The sequence below is a fragment of the Pseudomonas sp. PS01299 genome (assembly GCF_029960145.1).
Lineage (GTDB): Bacteria > Pseudomonadota > Gammaproteobacteria > Pseudomonadales > Pseudomonadaceae > Aquipseudomonas > Aquipseudomonas putida_A.
On record NZ_JASCPO010000176.1, the window covers coordinates 1 to 12,384 of the forward strand.

General features: G+C 59.3%; 11 protein-coding genes. 4 read left to right on the forward strand and 7 right to left on the reverse strand.

Annotation, left to right across the window (positions count from 1 at the left end; all coding sequences use genetic code 11):
* Window positions 1-178: 178 nt before the first annotated feature.
* The 7 genes from QMX91_RS23095 to tkt all read right to left on the reverse strand — a co-directional run bounded on the left by QMX91_RS23095 (window position 179) and on the right by tkt (window position 7,422).
* Window positions 179-625, reverse strand: a complete 447-nt coding sequence (locus QMX91_RS23095; protein ID WP_282413440.1) for a hypothetical protein — start codon at window positions 623-625, stop codon at window positions 179-181.
* A 394-nt stretch (window positions 626-1,019) separates the two neighbouring features.
* Complete coding sequence (fba, locus tag QMX91_RS23100; RefSeq protein ID WP_003229012.1) at window positions 1,020-2,084, reverse strand: class II fructose-bisphosphate aldolase; 1,065 nt, start codon at window positions 2,082-2,084, stop codon at window positions 1,020-1,022.
* Between the two features lie 265 nt (window positions 2,085-2,349).
* Complete coding sequence (locus QMX91_RS23105) at window positions 2,350-2,682, reverse strand: MliC family protein (protein ID WP_098966020.1); 333 nt, start codon at window positions 2,680-2,682, stop codon at window positions 2,350-2,352.
* A 57-nt stretch (window positions 2,683-2,739) separates the two neighbouring features.
* A complete protein-coding gene (locus QMX91_RS23110) occupies window positions 2,740-2,961 on the reverse strand; it encodes a hypothetical protein (RefSeq protein ID WP_007961876.1) in 222 nt (73 codons plus the stop codon).
* Between the two features lie 34 nt (window positions 2,962-2,995).
* Window positions 2,996-4,159, reverse strand: a complete 1,164-nt coding sequence (locus tag QMX91_RS23115; protein WP_027610625.1) for a phosphoglycerate kinase — start codon at window positions 4,157-4,159, stop codon at window positions 2,996-2,998.
* 26 nt (window positions 4,160-4,185) lie between these two features.
* The gene (gene epd, locus QMX91_RS23120) at window positions 4,186-5,244 is read right to left on the reverse strand and encodes an erythrose-4-phosphate dehydrogenase (RefSeq protein ID WP_098966022.1); all 1,059 of its coding nucleotides are present in this window, start codon (window positions 5,242-5,244) and stop codon (window positions 4,186-4,188) included.
* A gap of 180 nt (window positions 5,245-5,424) precedes the next feature.
* Window positions 5,425-7,422, reverse strand: coding sequence for a transketolase (tkt, locus tag QMX91_RS23125; RefSeq protein WP_225136625.1), 1,998 nt, complete (start codon window positions 7,420-7,422; stop codon window positions 5,425-5,427).
* Between the two features lie 258 nt (window positions 7,423-7,680).
* Between tkt and QMX91_RS23130 the strand changes: the two genes are divergently transcribed.
* The 4 genes from QMX91_RS23130 (at window position 7,681) to QMX91_RS23145 (ending at window position 12,286) form a co-directional block, all read left to right on the forward strand.
* A complete protein-coding gene (locus tag QMX91_RS23130; protein ID WP_134784847.1) occupies window positions 7,681-8,676 on the forward strand; it encodes a metalloregulator ArsR/SmtB family transcription factor in 996 nt (331 codons plus the stop codon).
* An 18-nt stretch (window positions 8,677-8,694) separates the two neighbouring features.
* Window positions 8,695-9,885 carry a methionine adenosyltransferase gene (gene metK / locus QMX91_RS23135; protein WP_027610621.1) on the forward strand — a complete coding sequence of 397 codons (1,191 nt, stop codon included), beginning with the start codon at window positions 8,695-8,697 and terminating at the stop codon, window positions 9,883-9,885.
* Between the two features lie 234 nt (window positions 9,886-10,119).
* Window positions 10,120-11,796 carry an NAD-dependent DNA ligase LigB gene (gene ligB, locus QMX91_RS23140; RefSeq protein ID WP_282413441.1) on the forward strand — a complete coding sequence of 559 codons (1,677 nt, stop codon included), beginning with the start codon at window positions 10,120-10,122 and terminating at the stop codon, window positions 11,794-11,796.
* 94 nt (window positions 11,797-11,890) lie between these two features.
* On the forward strand, window positions 11,891-12,286 hold the full coding sequence (locus QMX91_RS23145) for a DUF1090 domain-containing protein (RefSeq protein WP_007961884.1): 396 nt from the start codon (window positions 11,891-11,893) through the stop codon (window positions 12,284-12,286).
* The last annotated feature ends 98 nt before the right edge of the window (window positions 12,287-12,384 follow it).

The window sequence follows — 12,384 nt, forward strand, 5'->3', positions numbered from 1 at the left end:
GGCTTGCTCGCGAATGCGGAGTGTCGTTCAACATCAATATTGCTGACCCACCGTATTCGCGAGCAAGCCCGCTCCCACAGGGCACCAACTGCGTGATGAGAGCAAAGGGGTGTCTAGTCTTGAAACGGTTTAAACCTATTTCAGGACTAGGCACCTGGTTCTCCTTTCCCGCCCTTTCCTACGAAACAGAAGTAGGGAAATTTATAAAAAACTTACCATCCGAAACTGCGAACCCCTTATTCCCTGGCTCCTTATGAAACCTAAACTCTCCTTTAACAACTCCAGAGCTATTTTTTTCCAGCACGAATAATCCAGATTGAGGCTTCCATGCAGGGGCATATCGCGCGTCGCATACAAAATCAATTACATTGGGGAAGTCGGGATAATAGTGATATGTACCCGGAATAAGATCCTTGGAGAATAAAAACCAAATATCTTCTGAACGATGTTCAGTATGGCTACTTGCATGCACATAAACGTTGTCAGAGTAATCTCCATAAAGATGGGTAGATTTATACTCAGCTTTATCTTCGCCACTTTCGCCATCCTTGCCATACAAGATACAGCTGACCTCGCCACTGAGCTCATGCTTTTTAAATTTTTCACGGACATCAATGCTTGACATATCAATCTCTCCATTACATAGAAGAAACAAAATCAGTAAAGGGAGGGATAAATATATTTATCGTTACTTCCTTTCTGATTGCATTGAGACGATAGGCTGCAATGAATTTTAAATCACCTGTCAGAAATGACAGCTCTTTATACGTTTTCGAAATAAGCAAAACAATTTATGCAATCGTTAACGAAATTTATTTTTCTCTCAAAAATAACTATGCATTCGCCCACATCTCGTGCGGGGAAAATGTCACACATATCGGGCTTATCGAGAGAAAATTTAAAAATCTTTTTTAACGACATTTTTAGCCGCCAGCCGTTAACTTGTTCACAATGAAAAACTCACACAAAAAAACCCGCCACTCGGCGGGTTTTTCATTTACGCGATCAAACGCCCAGGCTTAGTTCACCTTGGCGTTCAACTCACCCTTCAGATAACGCTGGAACATCGCTTCCAACGAGATCGGCTTGATCTTCGAAGCATTACCAGCGGTACCGAACGCTTCATAACGAGCGATACACACATCACGCATCGCCGTCACGGTCGCGCCGAAGAATTTACGTGGGTCGAATTCGCTCGGGTTGGTGGCCATCAGGCGACGCATGGCGCCGGTGGATGCCAGGCGCAGGTCGGTATCGATGTTGACCTTGCGTACGCCGTACTTGATGCCTTCGACGATTTCTTCAACCGGTACGCCGTAGGTTTCTTTGATGTCGCCGCCGTACTGGTTGATGATCGCCAGCCACTCTTGCGGAACCGAGGAAGAACCGTGCATCACCAGGTGGGTGTTCGGGATGCGCTTGTGGATTTCCTTGATGCGGTCGATCGCCAGCACGTCGCCGGTAGGTGGCTTGGTGAACTTGTAGGCGCCGTGGCTGGTGCCGATGGCGATGGCCAGGGCATCGACCTGGGTCTTCTTGACGAAGTCAGCGGCTTCTTCCGGGTCGGTCAGCATCTGGCTGTGATCCAGAACGCCTTCAGCGCCGATGCCGTCTTCTTCACCGGCCATGCCGGTTTCCAGCGAACCCAGGCAGCCCAGCTCGCCTTCTACCGAAACGCCGCAGGCGTGAGCCATGGCGACGGTTTGTTGGGTAACGCGGACGTTGTATTCGTAGTCGGTCGGGGTCTTGCCGTCTTCGCCCAGGGAGCCGTCCATCATCACCGAGCTGAAGCCCAGTTGAATGGAGCGCTGGCAGACGTCAGGGCTGGTGCCGTGGTCCTGGTGCATGCACACCGGGATGTGCGGGAATTCTTCGATCGCGGCCAGGATCAGGTGACGCAGGAACGGCGCGCCGGCGTATTTGCGAGCGCCGGCCGAAGCCTGGACGATCACCGGGGAGTCAGTCTTGTCAGCGGCTTCCATGATGGCGCGCATCTGCTCAAGGTTGTTGACGTTGAAAGCTGGAACGCCGTAGCCGAACTCGGCTGCGTGGTCCAGCATCTGGCGCATGCTGATAAGTGCCATTGTGTGTGTCTCTCCCGGTTGAGGGTCGTTAATCGTGCCAGCCTGCCGGAGCGGCGGCGGCTATTCAAGTGATTGCAGATCGGGGGTCGAAGCCCGGTCTGGTGATTCGGTGTTACCAAAATCTTGTGAACAACAGAGACCCCCTGTGGGAGCGAGCTTGCTCGCGAATGCGGATTAACATTCAACATTGATGCAAGCTGATCCACCGCCTTCGCGAGCAAGCCCGCTCCCACATTTTGGATCTATGTGAATCAATTCAATCGTCTTACTCGGCCTTGCAGCCGCGGCCAATCAGGTCATTGGTGGCGACCCAGTACACCAGGCCTTCGTCACCCTTGACGTGAAACGCCAGCATGCCGTCGCTGTACAACACGCCCGAGGCGCCCGGCTCTTCTTTCAGGCGATAGACCTGATCACCGCCACCCAGCCGAACATCGACTTCCTTCTGGCCGGCATTGGCGTAGCGCCATAGCACTTTGGCCTGGCTGTCGCAGGTCCAGGTGGTCCAGCTGTCCGCAGGTGCGGACGACTGAAACAGGTTCAACTGCGCGCAACCGCCCAACAATGCCAACGCCGCAATGGCGATCAAGCCTTTCATCCGTGTTCCTCGACTGACAGCCAACGCCGCCAGCCCTGAGTTAAAGAGTCAGACCGGTCAAGGACAACCATGTTCCTTGGCCGGGGTTTGCGTCTCGTATTTGTCCAGACCGTCCGGCCCCGAGCGCTTGTTCAGCACCGGGTTGGTTTCGGCCTGCCAGTCGGCCTGATAGCAGCCTTTCTGTGCCGCATCCGGCGCAGGTGTCGCCTCGGCCTTCGGGTTACTCCCGCAGGCCGCCAGCGTACCGGTCAGCAACAACAGCGCTAACGACTTGACCATCTGAACACTCCTTTGCCTGGCCAAACGGGCGGCCTCAGGCCTTGGCCCGACTTTCCAGGACTTCAACGGCTGGCAGCACCTTGCCTTCGACGAATTCGAGGAACGCGCCACCACCGGTGGAAATGTAGGAGATTTGCTCGGCCACGCCATATTTATCGATGGCCGCCAGGGTGTCGCCACCGCCGGCGATGGAGAACGCGGCGCTGTCGGCGATGGCTTGGGCCAGCACTTTGGTGCCGTTGCCGAACTGGTCGAATTCGAACACGCCGACCGGGCCGTTCCACAGAATGGTTTTCGACGATTTCAGCAGTTCGGCGAAGTTGGCCGCGGTTTGCGGGCCGATGTCCAGAATCATGTCGTCAGCGGCAACGTCAGCAATCAGCTTGACGGTGGCTTCGGCGCTTTCAGCGAATTCCTTGGCAACCACCACGTCCACCGGCAGCGGCACACTGACCTTGGCGGCGATGGCACGCGCGGTGTCCAGCAGGTCCGGCTCGTACAGCGACTTGCCGACCGGGTGACCGGCGGCAGCCAGGAAAGTGTTGGCGATGCCGCCACCGACGATCAGCTGATCGCAGATCTGGCTCAGACTGTTGAGTACGTCGAGTTTGGTCGACACCTTGGAGCCGGCAACGATCGCAGCCATTGGCTTGGCCGGTGCGCCCAGCGCCTTGCCCAGTGCGTCCAGCTCAGCGGCCAGCAGCGGGCCAGCAGCCGCGACTTTGGCGAACTTGGCAACACCATGCGTCGAACCTTCGGCACGGTGCGCGGTGCCGAAAGCGTCCATCACGAACACGTCGCACAGGGCGGCGTATTGCTGGGCCAGCTCGTCAGCGTTCTTTTTCTCGCCCTTGTTGAAGCGCACGTTTTCGAACAGCACGATGTCGCCGGCCTTGACGTCAACGCCGCCCAGGTAATCGGCCACCAGCGGCACGTCGCGGCCCAGGGCCTTGCTCAGGTAGTCAGCGACTGGCTTGAGGCTGTTCTCGGCGGAGAACTCGCCTTCGGTCGGACGGCCCAGGTGTGAGCACACCATCACCGCCGCACCTTTTTCCAGGGCCAGCTTGATGGTCGGCAGCGAAGCCAGGATACGCGCATCGCTGGTGACAACACCGTCCTTGACTGGGACGTTGAGGTCTTCGCGGATCAATACGCGCTTACCTTGCAGATCGAGGTCGGACATCTTCAACACGGTCATGGGTCGCACTTCCTGAGTAGCTGTTCTTAGAGAGCAGGTTTTTTTGAAATCGCTGTTTGCAGATAGTGATCTGCAACGTCCAGCATTCGGTTGGCAAAACCCCATTCGTTGTCGAACCAGGCCAGGATGTTCACCAGCTTCGGGCCGGAAACACGGGTCTGACTGGCATCGACGATGGCCGAATGTGGGTCATGGTTGAAATCACAGCTGGCGTGCGGCAACTCGGTGTAGGCCAGCAGCCCCTTGAGCGGGCCGTTGGTGGCGGCTTCGCGCAGGATCCGGTTGACCTCGTTGGCATCGGTCGCGGTGGCGGTCTGCATCGTGATGTCGAGGCAGGACACGTTGACCGTCGGCACGCGTACGGCTTTGGCCTGAATTCGCCCGGCAAGTTCCGGCAGCAGGCGCTCGATGCCACGCGCCAGACCAGTGGACACCGGGATCACCGACTGGAACGCCGAACGGGTGCGGCGCAGGTCTTCGTGGTGATAGGCGTCGATCACCGGCTGATCGTTCATCGCCGAGTGAATCGTGGTGATCGACACGTAATCCAGGCCGATCGCCTTGTCCAGCAGACGCAACAGCGGCACGCCGCAGTTGGTGGTGCAGGAGGCGTTGGACACCAGCAGTTCATCGCCAGTCAGGCAATCCTGATTGACGCCGAAGACGATGGTGGCGTCGACATCCGCCTCGCTGGCCATCGGCTGTGAAAACAGCACGCGTGGCGCGCCGGCGTCGAGAAAACGCTGGCCATCTTCGCGGGTGTGGTAGGCACCGGAACACTCCAGCACCAGGTCGACGCCCAGCGCCGCCCAGTCGATGCCTTCGGGGGTGGCACTGCGCAGGACCTTCACGCAGTCGCCATTAATATGCAGACAATCGCCTTCTACTCGCACTTCGCCGGGAAAGCGGCCGTGGGTGGAGTCGAAACGTGTCAGGTATTCGATGCTGGCCATGTCCGCCAGATCGTTGATCGCGACAATTTCAAACCCGGCCTTCTCGCCACGCTCGAACAACGCACGCAAGACGCAACGACCAATCCGGCCGTAGCCGTTGAGTGCAACTTTGTAGGGACGCGGTTGAGGCATGGGGTTCTCGATTACCGTTTGATTCCGTTATTGCAGTGTTGTCTGAACCACCGATTTCGCGAGCAAGCCCGCTCCCACATTGGATCAGGGTTGTGAACACTGTGTGTGTCACACAACAAATCCCCCTGTGGGAGCGGGCTTGCTCGCGAAGGCTTCAGTCCAGACGACGCAACTTCTGGATCAGTCTTCCAGCAGCTCTTCAGCCTGACCCAGGATGTTTTCCAGGGTGAAGCCGAACTCTTCGAACAGTGCCGAAGCCGGAGCCGATTCGCCGTAGGTGGTCATGCCGATCACGCGACCTTCCAAACCCACATACTTGAACCAGAAGTCGGCGTGAGCCGCTTCGATCGCAATACGTGCGCTGACCTGCAACGGCAGAACCGATTGCTTGTAGCCGGCGTCCTGCGCATCGAACACGCTGGTGCACGGCATGGAAACCACGCGCACCTTGCGGCCTTGCCCGGTCAGTTTGTCGTAGGCCTGAACGGCCAGACCGACTTCCGAACCGGTGGCGATCAGGATCAGCTCAGGCTCGCCTGCGCAGTCCTTCAACACGTAACCACCGCGGCTGATGTCGGCGATCTGACCGGCATCGCGTTCCTGGTGCTGCAGGTTCTGACGCGAGAAGATCAGCGCCGATGGGCCGTCCTTACGCTCCAGCGCGTTTTTCCAGGCCACTGCCGATTCAACGGCATCGGCTGGACGCCAGGTGTCGAGGTTCGGTGTGGTCCGCAGGCTGGTCAGTTGCTCGATCGGCTGGTGCGTCGGGCCGTCTTCGCCCAGACCGATGGAGTCGTGGGTGTAGACGTGGATCACACGCTTCTTCATCAGCGCCGACATGCGTACCGCGTTGCGCGCATATTCCATGAACATCAGGAAGGTCGCGCCGTAAGGCACCAGGCCACCGTGCAGGGACACGCCGTTCATGATCGCGGTCATGCCGAATTCGCGCACGCCGTAGTACATGTAGTTGCCGCTGGCGTCTTCAGCGCTGACGCCTTTGCAACCTTTCCACAGGGTCAGGTTGGAACCGGCCAGGTCAGCTGAACCGCCGAGCAGTTCCGGCAGCAGCGGGCCGAACGCGTTCAGGGTGTTCTGGCTGGCTTTACGGCTGGCGATGGTTTCGCCTTTGGCCGCCACTTCAGCGATGTAGGCCGAGGCTTTTTCCGCGAAGTCCGCCGGCAGTTCGCCGCTCAGACGACGGATCAGCTCGTTGGCTTCGGTCGGGAACGCCGCGGAGTAGGCAGCGAAACGCTGATCCCACTCGGCTTCGGCGGCGCGACCTTTTTCCTTGGCATCCCACTCGGCATAGATGTCGGCCGGGATTTCGAACGGGCCGTAGTTCCAGTTCAGCGCCTGACGGGTCAGGGCGATTTCCGCGTCACCCAGTGGGGCGCCGTGGCAATCTTCCTTACCCTGCTTGTTCGGCGAACCGAAACCGATGGTGGTCTTGCAGCAGATCAGGGTCGGCAGCGGGCTCTTGCGCGCGGTTTCGATGGCGGTCTTGATCTCTTCCGGATCGTGACCGTCGACGTTGCGGATCACCTGCCAGTTGTAGGATTCGAAACGCTTCGGGGTGTCATCGGTGAACCAGCCTTCGACTTCACCGTCGATGGAGATGCCGTTGTCATCGTAGAAGGCGATCAGCTTGCCCAGGCCCAGCGTACCGGCCAGGGAAGCGACTTCGTGGGAAATGCCTTCCATCATGCAGCCATCACCGAGGAACACGTAGGTGTGGTGATCAACGATGTTGTGGCCAGGACGGTTGAACTGCGCACCCAGAACCTTTTCAGCCAGGGCGAAGCCGACGGCGTTGGCCAGACCCTGACCCAGCGGGCCGGTGGTGGTCTCGACGCCCGGGGTGTAACCGAATTCCGGGTGACCCGGGGTGCGGCTGTGCAGTTGACGGAACTGCTTGAGGTCGTCGATCGACAGGTCGTAACCGGTCAGGTGCAGCAGCGAGTAGATCAACATCGAGCCGTGGCCGTTGGACAGCACGAAGCGGTCACGGTCGGCGAACGACGGGTTGCTCGGGTTGTGCTTGAGGTAGTCGCGCCAAAGTACTTCGGCGATATCTGCCATACCCATAGGGGCACCGGGATGGCCGCTGTTGGCTTTTTGCACGGCATCCATGCTGAGGGCACGAATGGCGTTGGCACGCTCACGACGGCTAGGCATCGCTGATCTCCTGGGTGTGAATAGATTGAAACGGAAAAAAGGAGGGCATTTTCCCTCACCGGAGCGCCTCGGGGCAATGACAGATAGTCATCCGAGGGCGTTTTTCCCGTGCTGGACGGCGGTTTCGTCTGGTGAAACCTTTCCGCTGTTCGTTTGTAGAGTTAACCAGCCAGTGTGAAGTGCCATCTATCGAGCAATATCAAAACTTTTTGATATTGCCCTTGCAGCGATTTCCCACCGTCACTAGACTGCTGCCCCATGAACTTACGCGTGCCTTCCATTCGCCATGACGATTGCGACGAGCTGGCGGCCCTGTGCAAGGCCGGTGGCGATCCGCTGCGTCTGAATGTATTGCGCGCGCTGGCCAACGACTCGTTCGGCGTACTGGAGCTGGCGCAGATTTTCGGTATCGGTCAGTCCGGCATGAGCCACCACCTAAAAGTGCTGGCCCAGGCCGATCTGGTGGCGACACGCCGTGAAGGTAACGCGATTTTCTATCGCCGCGCCCTGCCCCACACCGAATTGCTGGGCGGCAAGTTGCACGCCGCATTGTTAGAAGAAGTCGACAATCTGGCGCTGCCGGACGATGTGCAGGCACGCATCACGCAAGTCCATGGCCAACGTGAAGCGGCCAGCCAGGACTTTTTCGCCCGGGTCGCGGAGAAATTCCGCGCCCAGCAAGACTTGATCGCAGGCCTGCCGCAGTACCGTGACAGTGTGCTGGCCCTGCTCGACAAACTGAACTTCAATGGTGCTGCCACGGCCATTGAAGTCGGCCCCGGCGATGGTGCTTTCCTGCCGGAACTGGCCCGCCGCTTTGGCACTGTAACCGCGCTGGACAACAGCCCGGCGATGCTCGAACTGGCGCGTCAGGTATGTGAACGTGAACGGCTGGCTAACGTCAGCCTGCAATTGGCCGATGCATTGAATGGCACCAGCCTTCAGGCCGATTGCGTGGTACTGAACATGGTGTTGCACCATTTCGCCGCGCCGGCCGAAGCGCTCAAGCACATGGCCGGCCTGCTGCAACCGGGCGGTAGCCTGCTCGTGACAGAGTTATGTAGCCACAACCAGAGTTGGGCCAGGGAGGCCTGCGGTGATCTGTGGTTGGGGTTTGAACAGGACGATTTGGCCCGTTGGGCCACCGCTGCGGGACTCGTTCCCGGGGACAGCCTCTATGTAGGCTTACGTAATGGTTTCCAGATCCAGGTTCGCCACTTTCAGCGACCGGCTGGCGACACTCACCATCGGTAAATTCAGGAAAACATCGAGATGAGCGAATACTCCCTCTTCACCTCCGAGTCCGTGTCTGAAGGACATCCGGACAAAATCGCCGACCAGATTTCCGATGCGGTGCTGGACGCCATTATCGCCCAGGACAAACACGCACGCGTTGCCGTGGAAACCCTGGTCAAGACTGGCGTTGCCATCGTGGCCGGTGAAGTGACCACCAGCGCCTGGGTTGACCTGGAGCAGATCGTTCGTGACGTGATCTGCGACATCGGCTACACCAGTTCCGAAGTCGGCTTCGACGGCGCGACCTGCGGCGTGATGAACATCATCGGCAAGCAGTCCCCTGACATCAACCAGGGTGTTGACCGTGCCAAGCCTGAAGATCAGGGCGCCGGCGACCAGGGCCTGATGTTCGGCTACGCCAGCAACGAAACCGACGTGCTGATGCCAGCGCCGATCACCTTCTCGCACCAGCTGGTGCAGCGCCAGGCCGAAGCCCGCAAATCGGGTCTGCTGCCGTGGCTGCGTCCGGACGCCAAGTCGCAAGTGACGTGCCGTTACGAAGGCGGCAAGGTGGTCGGTATCGACGCCGTTGTTCTGTCGACCCAGCACAACCCTGAAGTGTCGTACAAAGACCTGCGCGAAGGCGTGATGGAGCTGATCGTCAAGCACGTGCTGCCTGCCGAACTGCTGAGCAAAGACACCCAGTTCCACATCAACCCGACCGGCCAGTTCATCATTGGCGGCCCGGTAGGTGACTGCGGTCTGACCGGTCGCAAGATCATCGTCGACAGCTACGGCGGCATGGCCCGTCACGGCGGTGGCGCGTTCTCCGGTAAAGATCCATCGAAGGTTGACCGTTCGGCGGCCTACGCTGGCCGTTATGTTGCCAAGAACATCGTCGCTGCCGGCCTGGCCGAGCGTTGCGAGATTCAGGTGTCCTACGCCATCGGTGTCGCTCAGCCGACTTCGATCTCGCTGAACACCTTCGGTACCGGCAAGATCAGCGATGACAAGATCATCAAACTGGTGCGTGAAGTGTTCGACCTGCGTCCATACGCAATCACCACCATGCTGGATCTGCTGCACCCGATGTACCAGGAAACTGCAGCCTACGGCCACTTCGGTCGTGCTCCGCAGACCAAGACGGTTGGCGAAGACACCTTCTCCACCTTCACCTGGGAAAAAACCGACCGCGCCGACGCTCTGCGTTCTGCCGCTGGTCTGTAAGCCCTCCCGGCTGCACAAAAAGCCTCGCACGGTTCGCGCCGTGCGGGGCTTTTTCATGCCTGGAATCCCCTTCCAACATCTATAAAGAACCCTGTGGGAGCGGGCTTGCCCGAGAAGAGGCCGGCCCATGCGCCCCCTGTATGGGCACGGAAACACGATGCAAAACACCCACCCGGTGCCTCTCTGAATCCTCGCCTAGCCTTAAAGCATTCCCCCTGAGCAAGGACGCTCAAAATGCTTGCCACGCTGCGCCTGTTTTCAGTTCTTTTGCTGAGTTTCACCCCTCTGATCGCCCATGCAGCCTGCCCAGACTGGCCATTCGGCAAAGCGCAAGTTGAAATCTCGGCTCTGCAACAGCAGATCGACCAATGGGACGACGCCTACCACCGCGAAGGCCGCTCGCTGATTGCCGACGAACTCTACGATCAATCGCGCGTGCGGCTCATCGAATGGCGCCAGTGCTTCCAGCAGCCCGCAGCGCCCGAACCGTTGCGCAGCGCGTCTGGCTCCGTCGCGCATCCAATCGCCCACACCGGTCTGGACAAGCTTCACCAAGCCGCCGCCGTTCAAGCATGGTTAAAGGATCGGCAGGATGTCTGGGTACAACCCAAGGTCGATGGTGTAGCGGTCACGCTGATTTACCGTCGCGGCCTGTTGCAGCAGGCGATCAGTCGCGGCGACGGGATCAGCGGTCAGGACTGGACAGCGTCGGCGCAAAAGATCGCTGCCATTCCGCAACAACTGACCCAACCGCTGGACCTGCTGGTGCAGGGCGAGCTCTATTGGCGCCTGAATCAGCATGTGCAAGCCAGCGCCGGCAGCGTCAACGCCCGCGCCACCGTTGCCGGGCTGATGAGCCGTAAAACCTTGAGCGCAGAACAGGCGTCCGGGATCGGTCTGTTCGTCTGGGACTGGCCGCAGGGCCCGGCGAATCTGCCTGAAAGAATATCGACGCTAGCGACGCTGGGCTTCGCCACGACAGCGCCATTCAGTCAGGTCATCGCCAACCTTGCCGACGCGCAAAAATGGCGCGAGCACTGGTATCGATCGCCCCTGCCCTTCGCCACCGACGGCATTGTCTTGCGCCAGAGCCAGCGCCCACCGGCTGAGCGCTGGCAGGCGAGCGCGCCCTACTGGGCTATCGCCTGGAAATACCCGTTTGCCCGAGCGCTGGCCGAAGTGCGCAAAGTGAATTTCAAAGTCGGCCGCAGCGGACGCATCACGCCAGTATTGGAGTTGTCGCCGGTGATGCTCGATGACCGCGAGATCAGACGCGTCAGTGCCGGTTCACTCAAGCGCTGGCAGGCGCTGGATATCCGCCCCGGCGATCAAGTGGCAATCAGCCTGGCCGGGTTGACGATTCCACGACTCGACAGTGTGGTGTTGCGTACCTCCGAACGGGCCGCCCTCGACATTCCCGACACGCGCGACTTCCACGCCTTGAGCTGCTGGCAACCGACACCCGGTTGCGAAAGCCAGTTTCTCGCGCGCCTGACCTGGCTCAGTGGCAAGCAGGGGCTGGCGCTGCAGAATGTCGGGCGCGGCACCTGGGAGAAACTTCTGGAAACAGGCCGCCTGAACAACCTGCTGGATTGGTTGACCCTCGACGAGCCAGAGCTTGCTAACATTGCCGGCTTCGGCGAACGCAGCAGCACACGTCTGATCAACAGTTTTCACAGCGCCCGCCAACGGCCGTTCACCCAGTGGCTCAAAGCATTGGGTTTACCGCCGACGGGGCAGGCACAACTGGCCGACTCGTGGCAGGCGCTGGCACAACGCGACACCGAACAATGGCAGGCAGAAGCCGGAATCGGCCCGGGCCGCGCGGCGCAATTGAGCGCATTCTTCCGCGACCCGCAGGTGCTGGCCTTGAGTGACACATTACGCGCCGCCGGAATCGACGGTTTCTGATCACGCAATCCCCGGCAGCCGGGAACCCAAGGGCCGTCAGACGCTCAAACAGCGCAGTGCCCCCGACCCGACTGCCTTTGCACATGGAGCTTTTATGAAATTTCTTGCACCCCTTGCCTTGCTGACTCTCTGTGGTGTTCTGGCCGCGCCTGTGATGGCTGACGAAGATGCACCGGGCCTGACCGGTTGCGCCGCGAAGAAGCAGGGCATCATCAATCAGCTCGAGCAGGCGAAATCCCGGGGCAACACCGATCAGCAGGCCGGTCTGCAAACCGCGCTGGATGAAGTGACGAAGAACTGCACCGATGCCGGCCTGAAGAAAGAACGCGAAAACAAGGTGCTGGAAGCCAAGCACGAAGTGAGCAAGCGTCAGGCGGATCTCGACAAGGCGATGAAGAAAGGCGATCCGGAGAAAATCAACAAGCGCAAGGACAAGCTCGCCGAGTCGCGCAAGGAACTGCAGGATGCGCTGGACCAGATCGACAAGTAACCGTTAATGCGGGGAATTTGATGCCCTCTTCGCGAGCAAGCCCGCTCCCACATTTGATTTGTGAACGACACAGATCCAGTGTGGGAGCGGGCTTGCTC

What these genes read in the sequence shown, in the direction of transcription:
- QMX91_RS23095 (WP_282413440.1), bottom strand. Translation starts at nt 625, where the DNA reads ATGTCAAGCATTGATGTCCGTGAAAAATTTAAAAAGCATGAGCTCAGT.
- fba (WP_003229012.1), bottom strand. Translation starts at nt 2,084, where the DNA reads ATGGCACTTATCAGCATGCGCCAGATGCTGGACCACGCAGCCGAGTTC.
- QMX91_RS23105 (WP_098966020.1), bottom strand. Translation starts at nt 2,682, where the DNA reads ATGAAAGGCTTGATCGCCATTGCGGCGTTGGCATTGTTGGGCGGTTGC.
- QMX91_RS23110 (WP_007961876.1), bottom strand. Translation starts at nt 2,961, where the DNA reads ATGGTCAAGTCGTTAGCGCTGTTGTTGCTGACCGGTACGCTGGCGGCC.
- QMX91_RS23115 (WP_027610625.1), bottom strand. Translation starts at nt 4,159, where the DNA reads ATGACCGTGTTGAAGATGTCCGACCTCGATCTGCAAGGTAAGCGCGTA.
- epd (WP_098966022.1), bottom strand. Translation starts at nt 5,244, where the DNA reads ATGCCTCAACCGCGTCCCTACAAAGTTGCACTCAACGGCTACGGCCGG.
- tkt (WP_225136625.1), bottom strand. Translation starts at nt 7,422, where the DNA reads ATGCCTAGCCGTCGTGAGCGTGCCAACGCCATTCGTGCCCTCAGCATG.
- QMX91_RS23130 (WP_134784847.1), top strand. Translation starts at nt 7,681, where the DNA reads ATGAACTTACGCGTGCCTTCCATTCGCCATGACGATTGCGACGAGCTG.
- metK (WP_027610621.1), top strand. Translation starts at nt 8,695, where the DNA reads ATGAGCGAATACTCCCTCTTCACCTCCGAGTCCGTGTCTGAAGGACAT.
- ligB (WP_282413441.1), top strand. Translation starts at nt 10,120, where the DNA reads ATGCTTGCCACGCTGCGCCTGTTTTCAGTTCTTTTGCTGAGTTTCACC.
- QMX91_RS23145 (WP_007961884.1), top strand. Translation starts at nt 11,891, where the DNA reads ATGAAATTTCTTGCACCCCTTGCCTTGCTGACTCTCTGTGGTGTTCTG.